This window comes from Celeribacter sp. ULVN23_4 (genome assembly GCF_054788345.1).
The window spans coordinates 98,890-125,517 of the sequence record NZ_JBTVYO010000001.1 but is presented as its reverse complement, the minus strand read 5'-3'; the positions used below and the strand labels follow the sequence as shown (position 1 = coordinate 125,517).

At 60.4% G+C, this 26,628-nt stretch carries 25 protein-coding genes; 13 read left to right on the top strand and 12 right to left on the bottom strand.

Annotated elements, in window-relative coordinates; genetic code table 11:
* The first annotated feature begins 99 nt into the window (after positions 1-99).
* On the top strand, positions 100-858 hold the full coding sequence (locus ACYBHZ_RS00595; protein ID WP_460272246.1) for an IclR family transcriptional regulator domain-containing protein: 759 nt from the start codon (positions 100-102) through the stop codon (positions 856-858).
* On the opposite strand, the gene ACYBHZ_RS00590 is transcribed toward ACYBHZ_RS00595, so the two are convergent.
* The 6 genes from ACYBHZ_RS00590 to ACYBHZ_RS00565 form a co-directional block, all read right to left on the bottom strand.
* Entirely contained in the window at positions 855-1,448 is a 594-nt protein-coding gene (locus ACYBHZ_RS00590; RefSeq protein WP_460272245.1) for an energy-coupling factor transporter transmembrane component T family protein, read from the bottom strand. The genes ACYBHZ_RS00595 and ACYBHZ_RS00590 overlap by 4 nt on opposite strands.
* On the bottom strand, positions 1,442-2,119 hold the full coding sequence (locus ACYBHZ_RS00585) for an energy-coupling factor ABC transporter ATP-binding protein (RefSeq protein ID WP_460272244.1): 678 nt from the start codon (positions 2,117-2,119) through the stop codon (positions 1,442-1,444). The genes ACYBHZ_RS00590 and ACYBHZ_RS00585 overlap by 7 nt, the downstream gene beginning before the upstream one ends.
* 3 nt (positions 2,120-2,122) lie before the next feature.
* Complete coding sequence (locus ACYBHZ_RS00580) at positions 2,123-2,671, bottom strand: biotin transporter BioY (protein WP_460272243.1); 549 nt, start codon at positions 2,669-2,671, stop codon at positions 2,123-2,125.
* 206 nt (positions 2,672-2,877) lie between these two features.
* Positions 2,878-4,140 (bottom strand): organoarsenical effux MFS transporter ArsJ, encoded by a 1,263-nt coding sequence (gene arsJ, locus ACYBHZ_RS00575; protein ID WP_460272242.1) that lies wholly within the window; start codon positions 4,138-4,140, stop codon positions 2,878-2,880.
* Positions 4,140-5,162, bottom strand: coding sequence for an ArsJ-associated glyceraldehyde-3-phosphate dehydrogenase (locus ACYBHZ_RS00570; RefSeq protein ID WP_460272241.1), 1,023 nt, complete (start codon positions 5,160-5,162; stop codon positions 4,140-4,142). Before ACYBHZ_RS00570 ends, arsJ begins: the two co-directional genes overlap by 1 nt.
* A 12-nt stretch (positions 5,163-5,174) precedes the next feature.
* Complete coding sequence (locus ACYBHZ_RS00565) at positions 5,175-5,996, bottom strand: arsenate reductase/protein-tyrosine-phosphatase family protein (RefSeq protein WP_460272240.1); 822 nt, start codon at positions 5,994-5,996, stop codon at positions 5,175-5,177.
* A 219-nt stretch (positions 5,997-6,215) separates the two neighbouring features.
* Here ACYBHZ_RS00565 and cydD point away from each other — a divergent pair, with 219 nt between their 5' ends.
* From cydD to ACYBHZ_RS00525, 8 genes are all read left to right on the top strand, one after another.
* Positions 6,216-7,922, top strand: a complete 1,707-nt coding sequence (cydD, locus tag ACYBHZ_RS00560) for a thiol reductant ABC exporter subunit CydD (RefSeq protein WP_460272239.1) — start codon at positions 6,216-6,218, stop codon at positions 7,920-7,922.
* Positions 7,915-9,561 (top strand): thiol reductant ABC exporter subunit CydC, encoded by a 1,647-nt coding sequence (cydC, locus tag ACYBHZ_RS00555; protein ID WP_460272238.1) that lies wholly within the window; start codon positions 7,915-7,917, stop codon positions 9,559-9,561. Before cydD ends, cydC begins: the two co-directional genes overlap by 8 nt.
* A gap of 199 nt (positions 9,562-9,760) precedes the next feature.
* Complete coding sequence (locus ACYBHZ_RS00550) at positions 9,761-11,362, top strand: cytochrome ubiquinol oxidase subunit I (RefSeq protein ID WP_460272237.1); 1,602 nt, start codon at positions 9,761-9,763, stop codon at positions 11,360-11,362.
* A 6-nt stretch (positions 11,363-11,368) separates the two neighbouring features.
* Positions 11,369-12,532, top strand: coding sequence for a cytochrome d ubiquinol oxidase subunit II (gene cydB, locus ACYBHZ_RS00545; protein ID WP_460272236.1), 1,164 nt, complete (start codon positions 11,369-11,371; stop codon positions 12,530-12,532).
* Between the two features lie 14 nt (positions 12,533-12,546).
* Positions 12,547-12,669, top strand: a complete 123-nt coding sequence (gene cydX, locus ACYBHZ_RS00540) for a cytochrome bd-I oxidase subunit CydX (RefSeq protein ID WP_460272235.1) — start codon at positions 12,547-12,549, stop codon at positions 12,667-12,669.
* A 151-nt stretch (positions 12,670-12,820) separates the two neighbouring features.
* Positions 12,821-14,137 carry an NAD(P)/FAD-dependent oxidoreductase gene (locus ACYBHZ_RS00535; RefSeq protein WP_460272234.1) on the top strand — a complete coding sequence of 439 codons (1,317 nt, stop codon included), beginning with the start codon at positions 12,821-12,823 and terminating at the stop codon, positions 14,135-14,137.
* Positions 14,138-14,149: 12 nt separating this feature from the next.
* Entirely contained in the window at positions 14,150-14,509 is a 360-nt protein-coding gene (locus tag ACYBHZ_RS00530) for a DUF5368 domain-containing protein (RefSeq protein ID WP_460272233.1), read from the top strand.
* A gap of 270 nt (positions 14,510-14,779) precedes the next feature.
* Positions 14,780-15,874 carry a tRNA-dihydrouridine synthase gene (locus tag ACYBHZ_RS00525; protein WP_460272232.1) on the top strand — a complete coding sequence of 365 codons (1,095 nt, stop codon included), beginning with the start codon at positions 14,780-14,782 and terminating at the stop codon, positions 15,872-15,874.
* A gap of 81 nt (positions 15,875-15,955) precedes the next feature.
* Here the strand turns inward: ACYBHZ_RS00525 and ACYBHZ_RS00520 are convergent, their stop codons facing one another.
* The 5 genes from ACYBHZ_RS00520 to ACYBHZ_RS00500 form a co-directional block, all read right to left on the bottom strand.
* Entirely contained in the window at positions 15,956-16,732 is a 777-nt protein-coding gene (locus ACYBHZ_RS00520; protein WP_460272231.1) for a FadR/GntR family transcriptional regulator, read from the bottom strand.
* Positions 16,701-17,660 carry an ABC transporter ATP-binding protein gene (locus tag ACYBHZ_RS00515; protein WP_460273167.1) on the bottom strand — a complete coding sequence of 320 codons (960 nt, stop codon included), beginning with the start codon at positions 17,658-17,660 and terminating at the stop codon, positions 16,701-16,703. Before ACYBHZ_RS00515 ends, ACYBHZ_RS00520 begins: the two co-directional genes overlap by 32 nt.
* On the bottom strand, positions 17,657-19,522 hold the full coding sequence (locus ACYBHZ_RS00510; RefSeq protein WP_460272230.1) for a dipeptide/oligopeptide/nickel ABC transporter permease/ATP-binding protein: 1,866 nt from the start codon (positions 19,520-19,522) through the stop codon (positions 17,657-17,659). Before ACYBHZ_RS00510 ends, ACYBHZ_RS00515 begins: the two co-directional genes overlap by 4 nt.
* A 12-nt stretch (positions 19,523-19,534) precedes the next feature.
* Positions 19,535-20,482 carry an ABC transporter permease gene (locus tag ACYBHZ_RS00505; protein ID WP_460272229.1) on the bottom strand — a complete coding sequence of 316 codons (948 nt, stop codon included), beginning with the start codon at positions 20,480-20,482 and terminating at the stop codon, positions 19,535-19,537.
* A gap of 166 nt (positions 20,483-20,648) precedes the next feature.
* Positions 20,649-22,250: an ABC transporter substrate-binding protein gene (locus ACYBHZ_RS00500; protein WP_460272228.1), complete on the bottom strand. Its 1,602-nt coding sequence runs from the start codon at positions 22,248-22,250 to the stop codon at positions 20,649-20,651.
* Between the two features lie 146 nt (positions 22,251-22,396).
* Between ACYBHZ_RS00500 and ACYBHZ_RS00495 the strand changes: the two genes are divergently transcribed.
* The 4 genes from ACYBHZ_RS00495 to ACYBHZ_RS00480 all read left to right on the top strand — a co-directional run bounded on the left by ACYBHZ_RS00495 (position 22,397) and on the right by ACYBHZ_RS00480 (position 25,604).
* On the top strand, positions 22,397-23,062 hold the full coding sequence (locus tag ACYBHZ_RS00495) for a DUF1028 domain-containing protein (protein ID WP_460272227.1): 666 nt from the start codon (positions 22,397-22,399) through the stop codon (positions 23,060-23,062).
* A gap of 92 nt (positions 23,063-23,154) precedes the next feature.
* Positions 23,155-23,895, top strand: a complete 741-nt coding sequence (locus ACYBHZ_RS00490) for a glycosyltransferase family 2 protein (protein WP_460272226.1) — start codon at positions 23,155-23,157, stop codon at positions 23,893-23,895.
* A 4-nt stretch (positions 23,896-23,899) separates the two neighbouring features.
* Positions 23,900-24,214: a lipid-A-disaccharide synthase N-terminal domain-containing protein gene (locus tag ACYBHZ_RS00485; RefSeq protein WP_460272225.1), complete on the top strand. Its 315-nt coding sequence runs from the start codon at positions 23,900-23,902 to the stop codon at positions 24,212-24,214.
* Positions 24,192-25,604: an ArnT family glycosyltransferase gene (locus ACYBHZ_RS00480; RefSeq protein WP_460272224.1), complete on the top strand. Its 1,413-nt coding sequence runs from the start codon at positions 24,192-24,194 to the stop codon at positions 25,602-25,604. The genes ACYBHZ_RS00485 and ACYBHZ_RS00480 overlap by 23 nt, the downstream gene beginning before the upstream one ends.
* Positions 25,605-25,624: 20 nt before the next feature.
* Here ACYBHZ_RS00480 and ACYBHZ_RS00475 read toward each other — a convergent pair whose 3' ends face one another.
* Complete coding sequence (locus tag ACYBHZ_RS00475; RefSeq protein ID WP_460272223.1) at positions 25,625-26,311, bottom strand: sugar transferase; 687 nt, start codon at positions 26,309-26,311, stop codon at positions 25,625-25,627.
* Positions 26,312-26,628 lie beyond the last annotated feature (317 nt).

Below are 26,628 nucleotides of genomic sequence, written 5' to 3'. Positions count from 1 at the left end.
CTCCAGATTATGATGGTGATGTAACGCTGCGCTGCTGTGGCGACGAGTCCTTTTGTGCGCATATTGACATTTGTTCGTATCACGCGAAAAGTCGTGCGTATGGCGAACAAATCTTCCGATACCATCTCATCTTTGGCGAAAGGGCTGCGGGTTCTCGAATGTTTCGGGGCGAAAACGCCGAAGCTGTCGATCACCGATGTGTCCAAGGCGACGGGCCTCGACCGCGCCACCTCGCGGCGCTGTCTTTTGACGCTGCATGCGGAGGGCTATGCCGATTATGACGGCAAGTTTTTTACCCTCACCCCGCGCACGTTGCGACTGGGCATGGGGGCGATTTCCGCCCTGCCTCTGCCGCAAATCGTCCAGCCCTGGCTTGATCAGCTGACCGAGCAGATCGGGCAAAGCTGTTCCGTGTCGATCCTGGACGGTACCGAGATCGTCTATCTCGCCCGCGCCGCGCAGAAACGGGTGATGTCCATCGGTCTCATGCCCGGCTCGCGTCTGCCAGCGCATTGCACGTCCATGGGGCGTATTCTTTTGGGCGCTCTGCCGGAAGACGAAGCGCGCACCATTGTCGAAGCCTCCGACCTGTCGCCACGCACGAAGTTCAGCGTCACTGACCCGGACGAGATCATGAAACGCATCGAGGACGCCCGCAAACAGGGCTATGCGGTCATTGATCAGGAGGTGGAGATCGGCCTGCGTTCCATCGCCGTGCCGCTGGTGGATGGGCATGGTCATGTCGTGGCCGCGCTCAACACTGGCATGGCCGCGACGCAGGACAAGGCGCATGCTCTGGTGCCGACCTATCTGCCGAAACTTTTGAAGGTGCAGTCGGGATTGAAACGCGTGCTTTAATCGAGCGACCGTGCGGTGATCGCCTCGGCGACCTCGTCGGCGGTCTTCAATGTGCGCACCACCAAAGGCACCACCAGCGCCAGCATATTCCGTTCCAGCCCGCGCGCGCGTTGGGCCTCGCGGACCTCGTCGAACTGCGCGCGGATCATCGGGATGAACCGCCAGACGAGCGACATGGCCAGCGCGATCTTGTCCTTCGGCACCCAAGCGGGCGCGCGCGACAGAAGGGCGAGAATGCCTTCGGTGAACTCGCTGGCGCGCGTGGTGTAAGTGACCAAAGCTGCGGCCATCAAAAGCGCGACCAGACGCAAGGTGACATAGATCGCGAAGGCCAGATCTTCGAGCCAGAGCTGCGCGGCAAAGATGATCGCTAAGACGAACAGTGCGGGTCGGATCGCGGTGAAGGCGTCGCGGGCGGACAGACCGGCGAGCCCATATGCGAATGCCACAAGCACAAGCCCGGCCGTGAGCATCAGCGGCTGGGCGATCACGAAAACTGTCGTGCAATAGAGAAACAGAAACGCCAGTTTCCACGCGGGTCGCGCTCGGTGCAGAAGGCTGTCGCCGGGGATGTAGAGATCGCTCAGCATTCGCCCAAATTTTCGCAGCGCTTTTTGTACGCGGGGATCACGTCCTCGGGTTTCCCATCCGCATGGATGCGCCCGTCCGCGATATGCAGGATACGGTCAAAGCCGGACAGAAGATCGAGATCATGCGAGACCACCACGGCGGGCTGGGGCAGGGTCTTGAGCACCCGCATGAACTGCATCTTATTGCGCAGGTCCAAAAGCGTTGTCGGCTCGTCGAACACGATCATTTCGGGGGCGGTGACCAAGACGCCCGCCAACGCCACCATCTGTTTCTCGCCGCCCGACAGTTGATGGGTCAGGCGCTCGCGCAGATGGGTGAGGGACAGATCGGAAAGCACCCGCTCGATCCGCTCGGCGACGTCGAATTTCGGCAGTTTTCGGGATTTCAAACCGAAGGCGAGGTCTTCCTCGACCATCGGATAGACGATCTGATTGTCCGGGTTCTGAAACATAAAGCCGACATGGCGGCGCAGATCGTCCGTGGTGTCATCAAACCGGACCGTGCCGGTTGAGGGTTTCTCCAGCCCATTGAAAAGTCGGAGAAACGTGCTTTTGCCAGAGCCGTTGTTGCCGATCACGCCGACGCGGTGCTCGGACAGCTCCAATGTGATCTCCGACAGGATCTCGCGTGGGCCTTTGCTGACACAGACCCTGTCGAAGTGCATCGTCATGATTTACGCAGCCTGACCAATGATCGGGTAGGATTTTTTGACTGTCACCATTACGGCGGCGGCGATCAGGGCTTTCACGATGTCGCCGGGGATGAAGGCCACGGAGCCCATGAAAGCTTTGGAGAGCGGTACGCCCGCCATGATCGTGATGCCCGGAATTCCGATGCCGTAAAGTACGACAATGCCGCCCAGAACGCAGATCAGCGTGGCAGAGATGAAGGACAGCCCGTCCCAGTATTTCTCGGTCAGCCAACCGATGACGAAAGCGGCCACGAGCCAGCCGAACAAAAAGCCTGCCGTCGGGCCGAAGAAGACGGAGAGACCGCCGCGGCCACCGGACAGAAGCGGCAGGCCGATGGCGACGAGCACCAAAAGCAAAAGGATCGAAAGCCCGCCACGTTTTGCGCCCAAAATGCCGCCTGCGAGCATCACCCCGAGAGATTGTGCGGTGATTGGTACGGGCAGGAGTGGCAAGGTCACCGGCGGAAACACCGCCATAACGGCGGTCAATGCGGTGAACAGGGCGATGAGTGTGATGTCGCGCGTGGTCATGGTCTTTCCTCCAGAGATGCCGGTTTTGCGCCGGCCTGCTTCTTTGGCGCTGAGTGATAAGCACCGCACTGACTTGTGGTAAAGCCCTTTTTTCGACAGGATGAAGTTTGCTTTGCAAAATTGCGGACAATTGATGCAAACCCCGCGCGTTCGCGCGGGGATGCAAAGTTTTTTCAGGAATAATCCTGTAATTTCAGATCATCCGGTCAGGTTTCAAGGCGGCGGACAGAGAGAAAACTCAGCCCCGCCATGATCCCTGCGGTCGCCAGACATAGGGGCAGGCCCCCGGCCTGATAGGACAGACCCGACAAAAGCGTACCGAGAAGACGCCCCGCCGCATTGGCCATGTAGTAGAAGCCCACATCCATCGTCACCCGCTCCGCGCCGGAGAAGGCGAGGATGAGATAGGAATGCACGGAGGAGTTCACCGCGAAGACGAAGCCAAAGAGCAATAGCCCCGCCACCAGCGACAGCGTGAGCCAAAGCGCCGGATCGCCTGCGATCAAAGCGAGAGCGGCAAGTGCGAAGGGGATCGGTGTCAGGTATCCCGCCCAACGGGCCGCCGTGCGCGTGGTGGCGCGCTCGTCCGTCGTCACCGATTTGAGAAGCTTCGGGGCCGTGCCCTGCACCAGCCCATAGGCCATGATCCAGAGCGCCATGAAGCCGCCGACCAGAAAGAACGCCGCGCGTCCGCCTTCCGGCGTTCCATCGGAGAGCACATGTTCGAAATAGATCGGCAGGCCGACGACGAACCACACATCGCGCGCCCCGAAGAGGAACATGCGCGCAAGGCTCAGCCGGTTGATCCGTGGGTCTTTCGAGAAGACGGCGGAGAATTTCGTGCCTTTTTTGCCGGTCGGCAGGCCTTTCGGCAGGAAGATCACGATGGCGATGAGGATCACGGCAAGCACCGCCGCCATGCCCCAGACTGCCGCGCCAAAGCCCGCGACGGCCAAGAGGGCTGCGCCGAGGAAAAAGCCAAGCCCCTTGATGGCGTTCTTCGAGCCGGTCAGAACCGCGACCCACTTGAACAGGGCGCCATCTGCCGAGGGGGCCAAAAGCTTGACCGCCGATTTGGAGGACATCTTGGCCAGGTCTTTCGCCACGCCGGATGCGCCTTGCACGGCCATGACATAGACGACGGAGGCCCCGACCGACCACGCCGGATCAAGCTGCGCCAAGGCGACAAGCGCCGCGATCTGCAATCCCAGCCCGCCGAACAGCGTCGAGGCCAGCCCGAAACGCGCCGCCAGCCAGCCCGCCGAGAGATTGGTGACGATCCCGGCAATCTCATAGAGCAGGAACAGCCACGCCAGTTGCAGCGGCGAGAACCCGAGCCCGTTGAAATGCAAGAGCACCAGCATGCGCAGCGCGCCGTCCGAGAGCATGAACGCCCAATAGGCTGCCGTCACCGCCATATAGGCGCGCATCGGGTTGGATGGCGGGGTCTCCGCCGGGATCGCCGTCATCACATCGCCCCCGCGACCATCCGGGCGATATCGGCCAGACGGCAGGAATAGCCCCATTCGTTGTCATACCAGGCGTAGATTTTCACCTGCGTGCCATTGATCACCATGGTCGAACCGGCATCCACGATGGAACTGCGCGAGTCGTTGATATAGTCGCAGGACACCAGAGGCCGTGTCTCGAACCCGAGAATGCCCGCCAACTCGCCTTCGGAGGCGGCTTTGAATAGCGTGTTCACCTCTTCCGCCGTGGTCTCGCGTTCGACCTCGAACACGCAATCGGTCAGCGAGGCGTTCAAAAGCGGCACGCGCACGGCATGACCGTTCAACCGACCTTTGAGTTCCGGGTAGATCAGCGTGATTGCCGTCGCCGAACCGGTCGTCGTCGGAATGAGGTTGCTGAGTGCGGAGCGCGCCCGACGCATGTCTTTTGCGGGGCAGTCCACGATGGTCTGCGTGTTGGTCACGTCATGGATCGTGGTGATCGAGCCGTGTTTGATCCCGAGCTTTTCGTGGATCACCTTCACCACCGGCGCGAGGCAGTTCGTGGTGCAGGAGGCTGCCGTCACCAGATCATGCTCCTCCGGCACGTAGAGATCGCTGTTCACCCCGTAAACGAGGTTCAGCGCGCCGCCGTCTTTCACCGGGGCGGAGACGACGACCTTTTTGACACCTGCGGCGTAATAGGGCGCGATGCGCTCGGCGGTTTTGAAATAGCCGGTGCAGTCGATCACCATGTCGATGCCCATCGCTTCGAGCGGCAGGTCTTCGATCTTCGCCTTGCGGGTCAGCATCATATGCGTGCCGTTCACGGTGAGGCTGTCGGCGTCATGGGAAATGTCCGCATTCCAGCGCCCGTGTACCGAGTCGAATTCTAACAGGAGCGCATGTTGCTCCGCATCTCCGGCCAGATCGTTGAGCAGGACGATATTCTCGCCAAGCCCCCGGTCGAACAGGTCGCGCAGGGCGAGTTTGCCGATCCGGCCAAGGCCGTTGAGCGCAATTTTAGGGGCAAATTCGGGCATGTGAGATGTCCTTTATAGATCAGAGAGGTCGTCGATCCGCGCCTGAAGCGACAGGCGGTCGAGCTTATCTATGGGAAGGGAAGTGAACACTTCGATCCGGCGGCGCAGCGCGTCATAGGTTTTCGCAAAGGCCAAGGCACGCTCCGCCTCCGTGCCTTCGGCTTTCACCGGATCGGGCAGGCCCCAATGGGCCGACAGCGGTTGGCCGGGCAACGGGGTGCAGTCTTCGCTCGCGGCGGTGTCGCAGACGGTGAAGACGAAATCGAAACCTTGGTCGTTGCCTTGCGCCTGCGACAGGCTTTTGGACCAAAGTCCCAACGTGTCATGACCTTCGCGCTCCAAAAGTGCGCGGGTCTGCGCATTGATCTCACCGCTGGGCATGGTCCCGGCAGAGGTGACGTCAAATCGGCCCGCGCCGAGATCACGCAAGAGGGCTTCGGCCATGATTGAGCGGGCCGAATTGCCGGAGCAGAGAAACAGCGCACGGTAGGGGCGTTCTCCGGTCATTGGGAAGCTGTTCAGACAGGTTTCCGGACGCCCGCGGCAGCAGTCGTTCACCAGATAGGACACCAGTGCGTCACAGTGCTCCAGAGCGGCCTTGTAATAGAGTGAACGCCCTTCGCGCTCGGCCTCGATCAACCCGGCCTGCGTGAGGTCAGAGAGATAGCCCGACAGCGTGTTGGCTTTCAGATCGAGCGCCTCCGCGATTTCCGTGGGACGCACAGGGCGGGGGGCGAAACGCATGATCATGCGGAACACCGAGAGCCGCCCGGCATGGCCGAGCGCGGCAAAGGCCTTGGTGGCCGAGGGTGAGTCGAAGTTAGTCTTTTCCATAATTCGCGAATAATCGAATTAATTTTCCGCGCCAAGTGAAAGTTTCATGACGTAAAGGCAAGCGGGCAAAAATACATTTGAATCTCCCTGTCATGGTCTAAGTGAGGTGAGACACCCCGACGCAGTCAGCCGTCGCGGACCGGGCACGCGATTGCATCCTGTGGCGGGACGTGCCTACAACGCCGCAACAGAACAGAAACACCGCCGGATCACGCGCGCATGACAACAGAGACAAAAAAGCAGCCCTCCGCCGATAAGCGGATGCTCAAGGTGCTTTTGGCGTCCGAAGCACGTTCGATCGCTTTGGCGTCCCGTCTCACGGCGCTGTCTTCTCTCTTGTGGCTGCCGCAAGCGGCGTTTGTCGCGGCGCTATTCTCCCGGCTTCTGCTTGGCGAGGGCGGGGTTTCGATCCAGACCGGCACGCTCGCATTTCTCGGTTTTGCGGCTCTGCGGTTGCTGCTCAACTATCTGGCCGAAGGGGTGTTGTTCCGCGCTGGGCAATCCATCGTCACCACGACGCGCCGCAAAATCCTCGCCCGCGAGGCACAAAGCACGGCACATTCGCCGTTGGGCGGGCCGGGCGCGATGGCGGCTTTGGCGGGTGAAAAGCTCGACGCCCTTTTGCCCTATATCACGCGTTATGCACCCGCGCAGATGCGGGTGATGACCGTGCCTTTCGCGATCCTCGCGCTTGCCTTCTGGCAAAGCTGGGCCGTCGGGCTGGTCTTTGTTGTCGCCGGGCCACTGATCCCGCTGTTCATGGCGCTTGTCGGTTATGCCGCGAAAGACGCTTCTGAGCAGCAGATGCAGGAAATCGGCACGCTCGGCGATCTGCTCGTGGACCGTCTCGCGGCCCTTGCGGACATCCGCCTTCTCGGCGCCGCGCCGCGCCTGATCGAGCGGTTTGATAAGGCCGCCGACGATTTGCGTTCCCGCACCATGGCGGTGCTGCGCATCGCGTTCCTGTCCTCCACCGTGCTCGAACTCTTCGCCGCGCTTGGTGTGGCGATGGTCGCGGTCTGGGTCGGTTTCTCTCTGCTGGGCGAGATTTCTTGGGGCGCTTATGGCAGTGGCATCACCCCTTGGGGCGGCATTTTCCTTTTGCTGCTCGCCCCCGACTATTTCCAGCCGCTACGTGATCTGTCTGCCGCATGGCATGACAAGGCCGCCGCCCTCGCGGTGACCGGGGAGCTGGCGGAATGGGACGACTATGAGCCGGAAACCTTGTTGGGGCAGGGGGCCAAAGTGGCTCCGCTTCCGGGATCGGCTTCCGTCATTTTGCGGGGCGTGACCGCGCAACGCGGGGCGCGGGTGATTTCCTATCCGGACACCGGCATTGCCCCCGGCGCGCGGGTTGCGCTGTCCGGACCTTCGGGGTCGGGCAAGACCACGCTTCTGCGTCTGATCGCCGGGCTGGACCGTCCGGCCTCCGGCGAGATCACCGTCGCGGGGGAAGCTTTGGATGAAGAGACGGCGGACGCATGGCGCGCACGTCTCGGCTGGATGCCGCAGGCCCCGATGTTCCTCGGGCGCTCCCTGCGCCACAACATCTCTTTCGGCGGGGTCCTGTCTCCCGATTTGATCTCGACCACGGCGCTCGACGGCGTGCTCAAGGCTTTGCCGAAAGGCGACCTGACCGTTTTGGGCGAAACCGGGGGCGGTTTGTCAGGCGGGGAAGCCCGTCGTGTCATGCTGGCCCGTGCGCTTGCGCCTGCGCCCGATTTGGTGCTCGCCGACGAACCCACCGCCGATCTCGACCAAGAGACCGCCGATCGGGTGACCGAAGCCCTTCTGGCGCTTCAGGGCCGAGGCGCGACCCTGATCGTTGCCACCCATGATCCCCGGCTCATCGCCAAGATGGATATGGTGATCGAGATCACCCCGGCCCATTTACCGGCCCAGCAGGAGGACAGCTCCGATGCGTAGGCTCTGGTATATTTTCCGCGTCATGATGCGCGGCGAGACCAAGGCGCTTGGTCGCGGTCTGCTGCTCGCGGCGCTGGTGCTGATGATGGGTGGCGCGCTGCTTGGGCTGTCTGGCTGGTTCATCGTTGCCGCCTCTGCGGCGGGGCTTGCGGGCACGGGCGCGGTGTTCGATGTGTTCCGCCCCTCCGCCATGGTGCGCTTTCTCGCCATCACCCGCACTGCGACGCGCTACGGCGAGCGGGTTCTGACCCATGACGCGACCCTCCGCGCGCTGACCCGACTTCGGGTGGCACTGCTGTCTGCGCTCTCGCTGCGCGCGCATGAGCGGTTGATCCGTCTGCGCGGTGCGCAGGCGCTGAACCGCATTCTCGCCGATGTTGATGCGCTCGACGGTGTGCCTCTGCGTCTGTTCGTGCCGCTGATCGCGGGTGCTGCGTCTCAGCTTCTGGCCCTTGCGATCCTGTCGTGGCTGGTGGCGCCCTCCGTCGCTCTCACGATTTTCGCGATCTATGTGGTGGGCGGATTCGGGGTGTTGCTCTGGGGCATGCGTCGGGCCCGTGCCCCTTCGCGCCGCGCGGAAGCGGCCGCGCAGGCCTTCCGGACACGTTTTATCGATCTGCTGACGACCCGCGAAGATCTTGCCGTGTACGGCCAGTTGCCGCGTCAAGTGGAGGACAGCCAAATCGCCGAAAAAAGGCGTCAAGAGGCTGCCACGCTCACGGATCATCACGAACGCCAAGCCGGTGCCGCGCTGATGGTGGTCAGTGCTTTGGCCGGGGCGGCGGCGCTTTGGATTGGTGGGACTTTGGCGGAGGCCGGAGAGATCACCCCGGCCCGCGCGGCCATCGGATTTTTCACCGCTCTCGCGCTGATGGAAACCGTCGCGCCGCTGCGCCGTGCGGTGGCGGAGATCGGGCGCATGGTCGGTGCCGCGCGCCGCGTGACCGAGCAGCTCGACGCCCCGTCTGAGCCCGCTCCGACAACGATTCCAACGGGGCCGATGGTACTGAGCTTTGACCATGTGAGCTTTGCCCGAGGCGATGCGCATTCGGTTATCGAAGATTTCAATCTGACGCTGTCCCCCGGCGATTGGGTCGCTTTGCAAGGGCCGTCCGGCGTTGGCAAAAGCACGGTTCTTTTGCTGGCTGCCGGGGCGATCCGACCAGTTTCGGGGCGGGTTATGTTTTGTGATCAAGATGTTACAGGTTGTTTGCCGGGGCTTGTGACCCTTGTGGGGCAGCGCTCGGCCCTTATACAGGGCACAGTTGCAGAGAATTTAAGACTGGCCGCACCAGAGGCCGACGAGGCCGCGCTTTGGACGGCATTGGACACGGTGGCTCTCACAGAGGTCATTTCAGCAAAAGGCGGGCTCGACGCCCGGCTGGGTCCGCGTGGCTCCGGATTGTCCGGCGGCGAAACGCGGCGCTTGGTTCTGGCGCGCGCGATCCTGCGTCAGCCGGAGGTGCTTTTGCTGGATGAACCGACCGAGGGGCTCGACCACGCCACGGCGGAGCGGGTGTTGCGCGCAATTCGTGCTTCCTTGCCGCAGACCGCTGTGCTCATGGCCGCTCACCGTGTCGAAGAGCGAGGGGCTGCAGATCGCATTCTGCGTCTCACAGGGAGCAATAAAGGCTCCTGAGCAGGAAGGTTTTTGAACCGATCACAGGCAAGTGATCGCAAAACGGGAGAGCGCGCCGCCATGTCGCGGTCACATTAAAATACATCTGTAATATGGCATTCTTGATTTGGGTCAAAGTACCCCAGCGTGTGGCGTTTTAATCCGGCGTCACAAATATGTATCTGCGAAACATGTTTTCGCAGGAAAGGAGCAAGGGAAAATGGAGTTCGGACTCGTTGAGCTGTCCCGTCTGCAATTTGCGATGACAGCCATGTACCATTTCCTCTTCGTGCCGCTCACGCTTGGTCTGTCGATCATCGTGGCGATCATGGAGACGGTCTACGTCATGACCGGCCGGCCTATCTGGCGGCAGATGACGAAATTCTGGGCAACACTGTTCGGGATCAACTTCGTGCTCGGTGTGGCCACCGGGATCACGATGGAATTTCAGTTCGGTATGAACTGGTCTTACTACAGCCACTATGTGGGTGACATCTTCGGCGCGCCGCTCGCCATCGAAGGGCTTATGGCCTTCTTCATGGAAGCGACCTTCGTCGGCCTGATGTTCTTCGGCTGGGACAAGATGTCGAAAGTGGCTCACGCCATCGTCACTTGGCTTGTCGCTATCGGCTCCAACTTCTCCGCGCTCTGGATTCTGATCGCCAACGGCTGGATGCAAAACCCGGTCGGTGCCGAATTCAACCCCGACTCCATGCGGATGGAAATGACCAACTTCTTCGAAGTGGTCTTCAACGAAGTGGCTCAGGCCAAATTCGTGCACACCGTTTCCGCTGGCTACGTGACCGCTTCCGTGTTCGTTCTGGGCGTTTCGGCCTGGTACATGCTCAAAGGCCGCCACACCGAGCTTGCCCGTCGTTCCATCGCCGTTGCTGCGGCCTTCGGTCTGGCGTCGGCCTTCTCCGTGGTCATCCTCGGTGATGAATCCGGTTATAACGCAACGCACACCCAGCGTATGAAACTCGCAGCCATCGAAGGCATGTGGGAAACTCAGGAAGCGCCTGCCTCCTTCACGCTGGTCGGTCTTCCGGATCGTGAAGCGCGCGAAACCCACTACGCCATTCACGTGCCTTACGTGATGGGCCTGATCGGCACGCGATCTCTCAACACGCAGATTCCGGGGATCGAACAACTGGTTGAGGAGGCAGGTGAAAAAATCCGTTCCGGCATCATCGCCTATGACGCGCTGATGACGATCCGCGAACAGCGTGATGCAACCCCTGTCGAGGTGCGTGCCACCTTCGAGGAACACTCTGCCGATCTTGGATTTGCCATGTTGCTCAAACGCTATGTGGATGATCCTCGTCAGGCAACAGATGAGCAAATCGCTCAGGCCGCTGATGACACAGTTCCGGGTGTTGCGCCGCTGTTCTGGTCCTTCCGGATCATGGTGGCGCTCGGCTTCAGCTTCATCGCTGTGATGCTCTACTTCTTCTACCGGACGTCCTTCAAAGGTATGAACTACCCGCGTTGGGCTCTGCGTCTGGCCGTTGTCATCATCCCGGCCCCGTGGATTGCTGCTGAACTTGGTTGGTTTACCGCCGAATTCGGACGTCAGCCCTGGACCGTGGACGGTGTGCTTCCGACGGCTCTGTCGGCCTCGCACCTGTCGGTGACTGACTTGCTGATCACTCTGGCTGGCTTCGTGATTTTCTACACGGTGCTGTTCATCATCGAGATGGGCCTGATGATCAAATACATCAAAAAAGGACCGTATATCGACGTTGCTGAAACGGATGAGTGGATGAAACGCCACGAAAAACGCCTCAGCGCCGATGACGCGCTCCTCAATCCTGCGGAGTAAGAAACAATGATCTTGCATGATTTGATTTCCTTCGAAGTCCTTCGCGTGATCTGGTGGTTGCTCCTCGGGGTTCTGCTGATCGGCTTCGCGCTCACGGACGGGTTCGACATGGGGGTTGGCGCTCTGCTGCCCTTCGTCGGCAAAACCGACGTCGAACGTCGCATCGTGATCAACACCGTCGGCCCCGTGTGGGAAGGCAACCAAGTGTGGTTCATCCTCGGTGGTGGCGCGATCTTCGCCGCTTGGCCGCCGCTCTACGCGGTGTCCTTCTCCGGGTTCTACCTCGCGATGTTCCTGATCCTCGCAGCCCTCATCCTGCGTCCGGTGGGCTTCAAATACCGCTCCAAACGTGACGGTGCCAAATGGCGTCGGAACTGGGACTGGGCGCTCTTCGTGGGCGGTGCGGTTCCGGCTCTGGTCTTCGGTGTCGCGGTCGGCAACGTGCTTCAGGGCGTTCCGTTCCACCTCACCCCGGACATGCTGATGCCGATGTATGACGGCAATGCCATCATGAAGCTGCTGCGTCTGCTGAACCCCTACGCGCTTCTCGCCGGTGTGGTCTCGCTCTCCATGCTTCTGATGCACGGGGCTGCTTGGCTCGGCCTGAAAACCGAAGGCGCTGTGCAACAGCGTGCGCAGAAAATCGGCACCGTGGCAGGTATTGTCGCAGCCGTGACCTATGCGCTCGCTGGTCTGTGGCTCGCCTTTGGCATCAAAGGTTACCACATTGTCGGTGACGTGGTGAAAGACGGCCCGTCCAACCCGCTTCTGTCCGAGGTTGCCCATGATGGCTCCTGGATGCAGGCTTATTCGGACCGTCCGTGGATCATCATCGCGCCTGTGCTTGCCTTCTTCGGTATCGCCATGGCTGTGATGGGGCTGCGCAAAGGCAAAGAAGTTTCGACCCTTCTCTGGTCGAAACTGGGTATCTTCGGCATCATCTCTTCGGTGGGCCTCACGATGTTCCCGTTCATCCTGCCGTCGACCGTTGACCCGAACAGCTCCCTCACCGTTTGGGACAGCTCCAGCTCGCATCTGACTCTGTTCATTATGCTGATCTGTGCGGTCATCTTCGTTCCGATCATCCTCGCCTACACCTCCTGGGTCTACAAAGTGCTCTGGGGCAAGGTCACCGAGGAAGAGATCGAATCCAACGCTCAAAGCTACTGAGAAAGGAGCGAACTATGTGGTATTTCGCCTGGATCCTTGGCCTCCCGCTCGCTGCTCTCTTCGCGGTTCTGAACGCGATGTGGCTTGAGATGCGCGAAGACGCGCGTCTGTCCAACGAGCACGACGACACCGCCTGATACGTCCCTTCATTCAGGTGGCAATGCTCCGGGGCTGTCGTTCCACCATCCCCGGAGCGCCCAAAGCCAAAATTCCGCCCGCCCTCCATAACGGGCGGAATTTTCCAAAATAAACATGCAATAATATGCATAAATTTATATGGAGAAAGACATGCACTCACCCAACTCCCCCGCGGTCAATCGGCGAGGGTTTCTCGGGCTCGCCGCCGGGGCCACCGCGCTTGCAGCAACCTCCGGTGAAGCCCGTGCGGCCTCAGTGAAAACCAACGCCAAGATCGTCATCATCGGCGCAGGCGCAGGCGGCACCGCTCTGGCCAATCGCCTTGTCGGTCGTCTCGAAGGCGCACAGATCACCCTGATCGACCCCCGCAAACAGCACCTCTACCAACCGGGCCTCACCCTCGTGGCCGCCGGCCTCAAGCCTGCCGATTACGTGGTCTCAGAGACCACCGATTGGTTGCCCAAAGGCGTGACCCTCATTCAGGAAAAAGCCGCCGCCATAGACCCCGTCGCGAAAACCGTGTCCACAGAGGGCGGTCAGACCCTCTCTTACGATTTCCTCGTCGTGGCCCCCGGTCTTATCCTTGATCATGACGCCATTGAGGGCTTCTCCCTCGATATGGTCGGTGAAAACGGCATCGGCGCGCTCTATGCAGGGCCGCAATATGCCGCCGCCACATGGAAAGCTGCGTCCAAATTCATCGAAGAGGGCGGTCACGGGATTTTCACCCGTCCGGGCACCGAGATGAAATGTGCCGGTGCGCCGCTCAAGCACACCTTCCTGATCGACGACCGCCTGCGCCGCGCGGACAATCGCGGTAAGGCCGAGATCACTTATGCCGCTCATGACGGTGCGCTCTTCGGTGTGCCGATCGTGTCGGAAAAAGTCCGGATGCTCTTCGGCGACCGCGATATCGCGCCGGTTTACCAGCACACGGTGAAATCCATCGATGCAGGGGCCAAGCGTGTCACCTTCAACACCGCCGACGGCACCGAAGAGATGGATTACGATTACATCCACCTCATCCCGCCGCAGCGCGCTCCCGAGGTGATCCGTCAGTCCGGCCTCTCTTGGGCCGATAAATGGACCGATCAGGGCTGGGTCGAATGCGACAAGGCCACGCTGCGTCACCTGCGCTACCCGGAAATCTGGGCGCTCGGCGATGTCGCCGGTGTGCCGAAGGGCAAAACCGCCGCCTCTGTCAAATGGCAGGTGCCGGTGGTCGAAGACCAGATCGTTTCCGTCATCGCGGACAGCGATCCGTCCGAGACCTACAACGGCTACACCTCCTGTCCGATGATCACCAAGATCGGTCGCGCCATGCTGGTGGAGTTCGATTACAACAATAACCTCACGCCGTCTTTCCCGGGGATCATCCCGCCGCTCGAAGAGCTGTGGATTTCCTGGCTGATGAAAGAAGTGGCCCTCAAAGCCACCTACAACGCCATGCTGCGCGGCAAGGCATAAGGAGAGAGCGACATGAAAGATCTTACGTTTCAGACCCTGATTGCCGTGTTCGAGGAAATCTTCGGACGGGGTGTGTTCTGGGCCATGGTCGTCGTCGCCGCTGTGGTGACGCTGGCCTATCTCTATGTGCTGATCCGCGACCGTGCGGTGAGCTGGCGCAAATTCCTTTGGGCGCAATTGTCCATGCCGGTCGGCGCGGTTTTGGCCGTGTGGTTCGTCATGGCGATGACCCATTCCGCCCCCTCCGACATCGGCGGTGCGGTGGATCTGATCGTCTTCCTCGGCGTCGCCGTGATGGGCGCGATTGGCATGGCCATTCTGGTCTACACGATCGAGTCCCTCGTGAAGCCGAAGAAGGTCACAGAATCCTGACGGTCGGTTCGTTCCGTTCGACCTGAAGGGCAAACGCCCCCGGTGTGCGGACCGGGGGCGTTTGTTTTTTGCCGTGTCTGAGATACGCCGAGCGCCCAATTTTCCCGCAGTTTTTGATCGTTTGCTGTTTTTTAAGCAAAACGCACCGCATCTCGCTTCAAATGGGCCGTGTTTGACCTCTCCGCGATAGGACCGTCGGGATCGTTGTTGACTTTCTTTTTCAGCAAACTGAGGATTTTGACCAGATAGTCAAATATGGGGGATGCCACGTTGACCAAACTTGCTACGACTTTCACAGGCCTTGAGTTCGTTAATCCATTCGTTCTGGCCTCCGCGCCGCCGACGGAAAGCAAACGTAAAATTCTTAAGGCCTTCGAGGCAGGCTGGGGTGGTGTCGTCACCAAAACCATCGGGCTGCACCCGGTGGAAAATGTCGCTGGGCCGAAAACGATCTACCAACGCACCAGCGAAACGAAACCCTATGTGTCCCGCATGAAGCGCCCGGACACGGTGTCTCATTCCTCGTGGAACTGGGAACTGATCTCGGACCAGCCCCTCGAACAATGGCTGCCGGATCTCGAAGAAATCAAAGCCACCTATCCCGACCGGATGCTCATCGCCTCGATCATGGCGGGCGCGGGCTCTGAAGAGGAAATGAACAATTGGCGCAAGCTCGCCACCGCCTGCGTCGATGCCGGTTGTGATGCGCTGGAGCTGAATATGTCCTGTCCGCACATGGACCGCAAAGACATGGGCGCGCATATCGCCAATGACGAAGACATCATCCGCTCGGTTCTCAAGGCCGTGACCGAGGTGGTCAGCGTTCCGATCTGGGTGAAACTGACGCCCGCCACCTCGTCGCTCGTCGCGGGGGCCGGAGCAGCTTATGCTGCGGGCGCTTCGGCGATCTCTCTGTGCAATACCTTCCCCTCTCTGCCGCTGATGGACCCTGAGACCATGAAGTTCGAAGCCGAGGTCGATGGTCTCGTCACCTCCGGCGGTCAAGGCGGGCTGGCCATTTTGAACCAAGCGCTGCTGCGCGTCTCCGATATCTCGCGCGCCTATCCGGACAAAGCCATTTCCGGCATCGGCGGGATCAAAGGCTTCCACGAGGCGTTCAACTTCATCGTGCAAGGGGCGGGGAACCTGCAGGTCTGCACCGCCGCGATGGAGGAAAAAGGCAGTGGCGGCGTTGGCGTCAAACTCATTCAGGAGTTGATCGACGACCTGAGCGATTATCTGGAGCGCAAAGGCTTCTCGTCTCTCGAAGACTTCCGTGGCATTGCCCGTGAGCGGATCGTCGAGCATTCGCAAATTCGCCGGAAGAGCGAAGATTACAACGGCGGCTATCAGCAATCGGCTTAAAACACCGTGGCAAGCAGAGCGCCGGGGTCCGACGAAAGTCCGACAAAAGTCCGACGCTTTGCCGACAGTTGAATTTATGGGTTATTCAGGCAGGAAGCGGCTCAGCGCAATCGCTTCCTGATCGCCCATCAGCGTCCATGCGTTCTCCATATGCGCCTTCATAATCGCGCGCGCCGCGCCCGCGTCGCCCTCTCGGAGCGCTGCCAAAAGCCGGGTCTGATAATCCACGCCGCGGGCCCGTAGAGCCGGGTTCACCGGTGTGTAAAGCTGTCGGTAGACCGTGATGTCGGACAGAAGTTTCACCATGAAATCAATGATGAAGCCCAAAAGCGGGTTGCGTGACTGATCCGCCAGAAGCGCGTGAAACCGGAGTGAGGCCAGATGTTGTTCGCGCTCCTCCTCGGGCGTTTGGGCCGGTGAGGTGTAAAGTGCGATGATGCCTTGGAGCTTGTCGAGCACATCATCTGACAGAGTTCCGGCCAGTGATGCGGCGTTTTCAGGCTCAAGCGATCGGCGCATTTGATAGATGTCGCCAATCGTCAAGCTATTGAAATAAAAGTAATTTCCAAGCAAAGCCTTGGCCCGCTCCCGGCTCACCTCATGGACGAACGCTCCTCCGCCCGGACCGGTTCGTGTTTTGATCAACCCCTGCGCTTCAAGGATGCGCATCGCCTCCCGGATCGTGCCCTTCGCCATGCCGAACCGGACCATCATGTCGGGTTCCGACGGGAGCCGATCCCCCGGTTTCATCTCTTCTTCGACGACCAGCGCCTTGATCGCCTCGGCCACACGGACCGGACGGGAAAGCTTTGATTCCTTGGGCGTTTCAGCCTCCGATCGGGTGGTGACAGGCGGCAAACTGGTTCTCCCCCATGGTCCGCAATTCCGGTTCTTTGCTCCGACACAGCTCCGTTGCATGGACACAGCGCCCGGCAAAGGCGCATCCCGTGGGCGGGTTGAGCGGGTCGGGCAGCTCGCTGTCCTTCTGCTCGGGCGCAGTCAGCGCCCGCCCAACCACAGGTGCACTGTCGGCAAGTAGCTTCGTATACGGGTGTTTCGGCGATTTGAAAATATCCTCCGCCTTCCCGATCTCCACGACTGAACCGAAGTACAGTACGACAACCCGGTCAGACACGGCCTCTACGACGGCTAAGTCATGGGAAATAAAGAGGTAGGTCAGACCAAATTCGGCCTTCAGATCGGCGAGAAGGTTCAAAACTTGCGCCTGAATGGAGACGTCGAGCGCGGAGACCGGCTCGTCCAGAACCATGATCTGCGGATGTGCGGCGAGCGCCCGCGCAATCCCGATCCGCTGCGCCTGACCGCCGGAGAATTCATGGGGGTAACGCTCAAGAAACTCTTCGCGCAGGTTTACTGAGGCGAAAATCTCCTTAAGCCGCGCCGCGCGTTCCGCCTTATCCATGCCGTGGAGGCGCTTGAGCGGGGTTTCCATGATTTGCTGAATGGTCTTGCGCGGATTGAGCGAGGAGATCGGATCCTGAAATACATATTGAATGAGCCGCCCGAACGCCGCCGGATCGGCCGTGTCGAGCGCCTTGCCCGCAATCTCGATCTGGCCCTCCGTCGGCTCCAGAAGCCCGACAAGCATGCGTGCCAGTGTGGACTTGCCGCAGCCGGATTCCCCAACGATACCAAGAGTTTCTCCGTCTTCAACATCGAACGACATAGGCCGCACGGCGCGCACGCCCGGCGGGGCTTTGCCAAAGAGCGGCTTGGCAAGCGGGAAGGTTTTCGAGAGATCAGAGACTTTCAGAGCAACCATCAGATGACCTCCTCAGGAAACAGGCAGCGCACGGCGCGGGGGGCTTGGCCATCGAGCGTGATCTCGCCACGTCGACATGCCTCCTTTGCCTTGTCACAGCGCGCCGCAAAGGCGCAGCCTTCGGGTAATTTATCGACCACGGGCGGCAATCCGGGGATCGCGGCCAGCTCGCGCCGCCCTCCGCCCAATTCGGGGACACAGGCGATCAGGCGTTTGGTGTAGGGGTGCGCGGGGGCATCGAGTACGGCCATGGTCGGCCCTTCCTCGACGATCCGTCCCGCATACATCACCGCCACGCGGTCGCAAAGCTGAGCGACGACGCCAAAATCGTGAGTGATGAAGATGATCGCCAACCCGCGTTCGCGCCGCAATTCGTCAAGCAAAGCAAGAATTTGTGCTTGAACCGTCACATCGAGCGCGGTGGTCGGCTCATCCGCGATAATGACATCCGGGTCATTGGCGAGAGCCATGGCGATGCCGACGCGTTGGCGCATCCCACCGGACATTTCATGCGGATAATTGTCGAGGCGCTGTTCTGCATTGGGGATGCGTACCGACTTCAACAGCTCAAGCGCCTTGGCACGGGCCTCTTTGATCGAGGTGCTGTGGTGCGACTGGATCGCTTCCACCAACTGATCGCCGATCTTGTAGAGCGGGTGCAGGGTGGCGAGCGGGTCTTGGAAAATATAGGCGACATTCTCGCCGCGTTTCGAGCGCAGGCTTTCGTAGGACGCGTCGAGCAAGTCCTCGCCGCCATAGCGCACCGCGCCACCCGTGATAACGCCGGGAGGGGAGGCGACGAGGCCCATGACAGAGAGCGCAGTCACGGATTTCCCGGAGCCAGATTCACCAATGATCCCAAGGCATTCACCCGGATTGACATGCAGAGACACCTGATTGACCGCACGGTAAATGCGGGGGCCGACATGGAACTGGGTTTCGAGCGACTGGATGTTCAGAAGACCCTTTTGATCAGCCTCCGGGATCGCAGCTTTGCGGTCCACAAGCGTCATCGCACGGGGGCGCGACAGAGCACCGGATTTGAGGCGCGGGTCAAGCGCATCACGCACACCGTCGCCAAGAAGGTTGATCGACATGACAATCAGGAAAATCATGATGCCGGGCACGATGGAGGTGTGCGGCGCGGTGATCAAAGCTGCGCGCGCCTCGCCCAACATGGAGCCAAGATCGGCATTGGGCGGTTGGCTGCCGAGGCCGAGGAAGCTGAGGCCTGCGGTTTCAAGGATCATCCAGCCGACGGTGGTCGAGATGCCGATGACGATGACCGGGAGGACGTTGGGCAGCAGCTCGGAGACGATGATCCGGGTATGTCCCAGCCCCGCAAGGCGCGCGGCGTCGATGAATTCGCGTCCGGCGAGGGAAACGGTGATCCCCCTGATATTACGCGCGAAAAACGGGACATTGACGGCTGCGACAGCGATGAGTGCGTTCATCAGGCCCGGCCCAAGCGCGGCGACGATGGCGAGAGCGAGAAGGATGTAGGGGAAGGCCATGAGCATGTCGATCGCGCGCATGATCAGGTTGTCGGTGCGCCCTCCGAAATAGCCCGCGATGATGCCGATGGAGGAGCCGAAGAAGGCCGCGAGAAAGGCGGAGACGAGACCAATGGCGAGCGAGACGCGGGTGCCGTACATCAGGCGTGCGAGGATATCGCGGCCAAGATGGTCGGTGCCGAGAAGGTGGCCTGCGGAGAAAGGCCGCAGGAAACGGTCGGCCGTCGCGGTGGCATTCGGATCAGGCAGCGGAAGTAGCGGCGAGATCAGCACGAGCAGCAGGATCAGCCCAAGGACAACAGCGCCGAGGCCGGCCAGACGGTTGCGGAAGAGGAGCCGGAGAAAAGTCATAAGATCAGCCCCTTACGTTTTGATGCGCGGGTCGAGCAGGCTCTGGGCCACATCGACGGCGATGTTGAAGAGAACGTAACAGGCGGCGACAAACACGACCCCGCCCTGCACCAAAAGGATGTCGCGCTTAAGGATTGCATCGACCAGCATCCGACCGACGCCGGGCCATTGGAACACCATCTCGATATAGACGGCACCCGACAGCACGAAGCCCGCCTGAATGCCCAGAACGGGGATGATCGACACCATCGCGGCGCGCAAGGCGTGGCCCAAAAGCACGCGGCGCTCTTTCACGCCCTTGGCGCGGGCGGTTCGGATGTAGTCTTGGCGTAGCACTTCGAGCATGGCGGAGCGGGACATGCGGGCGACGACGCCCGTGGCGACTGCGGCCAAGGCGGAAGCGGGCATGATCAGGTGGTTGATCAGATCCGGGAGATCACCGCCGCCGTAGATTGCGTACATGCCGGAGACGGGCAACCATTTGAGACGAACAGCAAAAATCAGGATCATCATCATGCCCAGAAAGAAGCTGGGGATGGAGATGCCGATGAGGACGATGAAGGTGATGAGCTTGTCAGCGAGGCCGTATTGGCGGGCAGCGGACACCGCGCCTGCGAGGATGCCAAGCACGGCGCAGAGGATAAAGGAGGTGCCAGCCAGAACGAGCGTGGCGCTGAAGCGCTCCAGAATTTCATCGAGTACGGGCCGATTGAGTGAAAAGGATCGCCCGAAATCGCCGGTCAGCATATTGCCGAGCCAGATAAAATAGCGCTGAACCAAAGGTTTATCGAGCCCCAGATCGCGATTGAGCTTTTCGACATTCTCGGGCGTGGCGTAGCTGCCGAGGATGGCGGTGGCCGGGTCGCCGGGGATCATCGACATGATCAGAAACACGATCACGGTGATGCCGAAGAGTACCGGAATGGCGGAAATCAGGCGTTTCAGGATGTAGCTGCCCATGGGTGTGCTCTCCCTGTGGCTGGCGAAAATGAGTGTCGGAAAAGTGTCGGCGTTCTGTCGGACTTTTGTCGGACCCTTTGACGAGGGCTGGGTGACGGAACGGCACGCCAAAATCTCGGGGCGATCCTCAAGGGAACAAAGGACCGCCCCGAAAAAGGATAAGAAATCAGTTCTTGGTCACGCTTTGCAGTTGCAGAAGGAAGGAGGGCTCAAGAGAGAAGTTGCCGACCCGATCGGTGGTCACAGCATTCTGTTTCCAGTTGGCGACAAAGACCCACGGAGCGTCCTCCTGAACGATGGCCTGCATCTCTTTGTAAAGCGCGGCGCGTTCGTCCTGATCTGTGGCGACGCGGGCTTTGTCCAACAGCTCGTCAACTTTCGGGTTGGAGTAATAGCCGGAGTTGAAGCCGCCTTTGTCTGGCCATGCCTCGGTGCGCAGCGCGAGGAACGGCAGCGTGTCCGGATCGTTGGTCATCCATGCCATCTCGGCCATGTCCGCCTTGCCCTCAAGCCCCGGGTTCACTTCGCCAAGGAAGGTGTTCCATTCATAGGTCTCGATCTTCACGTCGAACCCGACGGCATTGAGATCGGCCTGAATGGCGGTGCCCATCGGGATCGGATCGAGCATGCCGGAGCCGCCTTCTGTGACAAAGAAGGTGATCTCGGGTTTCTCGACACCGGCCTCCGCCAGAAGCGCTTTGGCTTTTTCAGGATCATAAGGATAGGGCGACAGATCGTCGTTATAGGCCCATGCGAAAGCGGGCGGGGTCGGACCCGCGGCGACATCGGCGGTGCCTTCGAGCACGTCGTTCACCAGAGCCTCTTTATTGATTGCGTAGTTGGCGGCCTGACGGACGCGCACATCGGCAAAGGGGCCTTCCTTGGCGTTCAGGATCAGGAACCAAAGGTGCGGCCCGGCCTGTTCGACCACGTTGAATTCATCGCCTTGGAATTGCGACAACGCAGTCGGCGGAACCTCGACCATCATATCGATGCCGCCCGCCAGCATTTCGGCGACGCGGGTGTTGGCGTCAGTGATCGGGCGGAAGACAACCGCCTCAGTGCCAGCAGCTTCGCCCCAATAGTCCGGGTTCTTCTCGATCACGACGGCTTCGTTCGAGCGCCATTCGGCGAATTTGAACGGGCCTGTGCCGGACGGATGACGTCCGAAATCCGCGCCATATTGTTCAACGGCGGCGGGGGAGACCATCAGGCCTGTCGGGTAGGCGAGGTTCGACAAGAAGGGCGCGTAGGGGCCGTTCAGTTTGAACGTCACGGTATAGTCGTCCACCACCACGGTTTCCTCAATGGCGGAAAAGAAGAACGCGAGCGGGAAGGGGCCGGTGTCGTGATAGGGGTGATCCTCGTTCAGCATCCGATCGAAGTTGAACTTCACGGCCTCGGCGTTGAACGGTGTGCCATCATGGAACATCACACCCTCGCGCAGGTGGAAGGTATATTCCGTGCCGTCCTCGGAAATCTCCCAGCTTTCGGCCAGACCCGGTGCGACTTCGAGCGTGCCGGGGGCGTATTTCACGAGGCCTTCATAGAGGTTCACGAGAATGCGGAAATCGTTCACTGCCGTCACAGCTGCCGGATCGAGTGATTTCGGCTCAGCGATCTGGCCGACGATCAGCACGCCGGGCGGCGTTTCGGCAAGAGCGGGGGCGGTTGCGCCAAGGGTCAGAAGGCCGGTTACGGCGCTGGTCATCAAGGTGGCGGCAGCCGTGGTCATCAGGCCGCGGCGCGTCCAGTTCAGAAGGTCCATCGTTTGCACTCCCTGCTTATCGGATGGGTATTTATTAGAATCAAATTTATCACGATAATTTTTTCAGTCAATTTATCATGATAATTATTGAAGCCGCGCCGAGTTTGTGCCGAAATAGGAGGCGAAACACAGCCAAGGACCGCGATATGACCTTTTCCCTTCTCGTCAGAGACCCTGAGACCGGCGCAATCGCCGGGGCTGCGGCGACAGGGAGCCTCTGCGTCGGTGGTTGGGTGCTGCGCGGTGAGCTGCGCTCGGGCATGTCCGCCTCGCAAGGCGCGTCCCCTTCGACCTTCTGGGGCGAAGATGTGCTTGCACGGATGCGCGCGGGAATGACAGCAGAGCAGGCTGTCGCGGAGATCACCGGGGCGGATCGCAACCGGGCCGACCGGCAATTGTCCGCGCTTGGTCTGAGCGGGGCCGGGGCGGCCTTTACCGGGGGCAACAATACGGACGCGAAAGGCGCTTTGGCTTTTGAAAATGGGATTGTCGCAGGCAATCTGTTGAGCGATCTCAAAGTGCTTGAGGCCATTCGCGATGGGTATCTCGGGGCAGAAGGGGCTTTGGGAAAACGTCTGCTCGCGGGTCTGAAAGCCGGGAAAGCGCAGGGCGGGGACAGCCGGGGGCTTTTGTCTGCGGCGCTGTTGATTCTACATGAGGATCGCGCGCCTTTGACGCTTCGGGTGGATTATGACGAAAGAGATCCTCTGGCGACGCTTGAGGCGCTGTTTGAACGGGCGACCTCGGGCGAATACGCCTTTTGGGCGCGGCAAGTGCCCTCGCTCAGCGATCCGGAGCGCGGGCTGGATTAAGCCTGTGACGGACGGGGAAAGGGCGTTTCGCTTTACATCAAGAGGCGGCTCCGGTAAGCGCGGGGCGACTTTTGTTTAAGGCGGTACAGCGCATGTGTGACACCTCCATAATTATTCCTTGCCGCAACGAGGCGGAGAATATCGGGGCTTTGCTCGACGAGATCGCCACGGCCTGTGCGCCGATTGGCGCCTATGAGATCATCGTGATCGACGATGCGTCTGACGACGGTATGGCGGACATTCTCAGCCAGCGGATGCAGAGCATGCCGCAGCTTCGGGTGATCCGGCACGACCGTTCTGGCGGGCAATCGGCAGGCGTCCACACGGGCGCACGCGCGGCGCGCGGCACGATCTGTTGCACGCTGGATGGTGACGGGCAAAACCCGGGCACGGAAATTCCAAACATGATCGCGCCCTTTGCCGGGCCGAATGGCGACACGATCGGCCTCGTGGCCGGTCAGCGCGTCGGGCGGCAGGACACGTTCTCCAAGCGCTACGCCTCGAAATTCGCCAACGCTCTGCGCTCCAAAATCCTCAAGGATGGCACACGCGACACCGGTTGCGGGCTGAAGGCTTTCCGCCGAGACGATTTTCTGGCGCTGCCTTACTTCGATCACATGCACCGCTATCTACCGGCGCTGTTTGCGCGCGATGGTTGGGAGATTGCCCATGTGGATGTGTCGCACCGCGCCCGTGGGGGCGGTCGCTCGCATTATTCGAACCTGCAACGTGGGCTCGTGGGGATTGTCGATCTGATGGGCGTGGCCTGGCTCTTGAAACGCCGCAAAAAATCGCGCCCGACCGAAGTGACCCCGGCAGGCGGCGAGGATTGAGCCGATGCAATGGCTGATGACGATCCTGCATGTGGATACGATCGGGGAACTCTGGTGGGTTATCTTTGGTCTGTCCGCGCAGCTGATGTTCACCGCGCGGTTTCTGCTCCAATGGATCGCCTCTGAGCGGGCGAAGAATTCCGTTGTGCCGGTGGCGTTCTGGTATTTCTCGCTGGCGGGCGGGTTGATGTTGTTTGCCTATGCGCTCTACCGCAAAGACCCGGTGTTCGTGCTTGGCCAGTCGCTCGGCGTGGTCATCTATTCCCGCAATCTCTGGCTGATCTATGCAAACCGACGTGCCACTAAAGACACCGCTTAAAGACTGGCTGCCGCTGGCGCTCGGGTTTGTGGCCGTAGCGGTTGCGCTGCGGCTTTTGGCTCTGGCTTTTGACCGTACAGATCTCTTCGTCGATGAGGTGCAATACTGGTTCTGGGGGCAGAACCTCGACTTCGGTTATTATTCCAAGCCGCCTCTGATTGGCTGGGTGATCCGTCTGGTGACCGATCTCGCGGGATCGGATGCCGCGTTCTGGGTGCGTATGCCGGGGACGATTTTACACGCTATCACGGCGCTGCTGCTCGGCGCTCTGGCGGCGCGGATTGCGGATCGAAGCGCCGCGCTTTGGACCGTCGCTCTCTACCTGAGCCTGCCCTTCGTGGCACTGGGGTCGGTGATGATCTCCACCGACACGGTCATGGCACCGTCCTATGCGGCGGCTTTGCTCTTCTTCTTTCGCACCGCCGAGAAACGCCGTGCCGTCGATGCGCTGGCTGTCGGATTGTTCGCCGGGCTGGCCTTCATGGCGAAATACGCTGCGGTTTATTTCCTGATCGGGGCAGGGCTTGTCATGCTGACACAGCCCGCCTTGCGTCCGGGCTGGCGCAATCTGCTTTTGATGCTCGTTGCCTTCGCTGTCGTCATCGCGCCGAACATCCTTTGGAACCTGTCGCACGACCTGACCACGGTGGCCCATACGATGGACAACGCAGGTTGGGTCCGTCATGGCGCGGCCTTGGATATTGGCTCGATGGTTGAGTTTTTTGTCAGCCAGTTCGGCGTGTTCGGCCCTGTGACGATGGGCGCGCTGATCGCGGCTTATCTGCGTCCGCGTGGCGGGATGCGCCCGGCGCTGGTGCTGTTTTCCATTCCGGCTTTGGTCGTCGTGACCATTCAGGCGCTCTTGGACAAGGCCTATGCCAACTGGGCCGTTGCAACCTATTTCACGGGGATTGTCCTCGCGGTGCTGGTGCTTCCGCGACTGGGGCGCATCATCGCGCTTGGGATCAATCTGATCCTCGCGGTGAGCTTGCCGATTTTGCTCGTGCTGGCCCCTTGGCCGACCGTTGGCGGCAAGCCTTTGCTGGAGCGCTATCTCGGTCGGCACGCCCTCTCAGATAGCATTCTGGCGCTGGCGAAAGCCGATGACCTGCCTGTCGTTTCGGGGGATCGGGATGTGTTGGCCGATTTGTTCTATATCGGTCGCGACTCGGGCGTCGCCCTTTACGCCATGCCGGAAACGGGACGTGCGTCGAGCTATTATGCCCAGACCCGCGCACTGCCGGAGACTTTTGTGGGCGATGTGCTGGTGGTGGCGTCGAAAGATCTGCCCTGCGGTGCGGCGCCTTCTGGAGACTTGGTTTTGACTGGTGCTTATGAGCGGCGCCCGCTCTTGATTGGTCGTGTCGATGCGGCCTGTCTTCTGAAATAAAGACCGGAATTTCGCCGCGTTTATTTGCCGGTCAGACAAAGCACCACGAACACGGTTTTCATAATGATGCGAAGATCGGTCAGGACTGACACGCTGCTGCAATATTCGAGGTCGATCTTCACGCGGTCTTCATAGGACGTGCCATTGCGGCCCTTGACCTGCCAGAGGCCCGTCATGCCGGGATGAATGCGAAGCACGATCTGCGCGGCATGTCCGTATTTGCGGATTTCCGGGCGGGTGACAGGGCGCGGCCCGACGAGGGACAGCTCGCCTCTTAGGACGTTGAGGAACTGGGGCAATTCGTCGAGGCTGGTTTTGCGCAGGAAAGCTCCGATCACGGTGATGCGCGGATCGTTCTCCAGTTTGAAATGCGCCTCCCATACCTCCTGCTGCGCCGGATGCGCGCGCAAATAGTCCTGCAAGCGTGCGTCTGCATTCGGCACCATCGTCCGGATTTTCAGGCAATCGAATTCCCGGCCATGAAGCCCCACTCTGCGGTGTTTGTAAAAGGCCGGGCCGCCGTCCAGTTTGACGATCAGCGCCAAGAGGAGAATGAGGGGGAGTGCTGCGGGGGCAATGAATAGGAGAAACAGCAGATCGAAGACGCGTTTCCCGATGGAGCGATAGGTGATGGTCGGAAGTGCCGCCGGGGCGACAAACCGAGATGTCGTCGTAAAATCCTGTCGTGTTTTGGGCGCGTAGGTCATGACGATGAACTTCAAACTGTTGCCGAATTTACAATTCAGTAAGTTTTAAGTGGTTAAGAAGTCGTTAAAATTTGGTTCAAACACTCAGAAGCCCCTTTGAGGAGTGTCGTATGAGACGGTGTCTTTCACTGGGGGAGATGAGCCGGGGAGGGCGTTGGGCGTTCTTCCATTTCTCTGACTGATGTCTGTGTCTTGATTGAATGAAGCACTTGAGATGCTTCTGTTTTTGCACGGCTTGTGACCTGTGCGGACCGCGCCAGTGGCTTTTGGCCAGGTCAGTCAAACAGAGCGCCGAATAGACTGCGTCCTATGTGGGA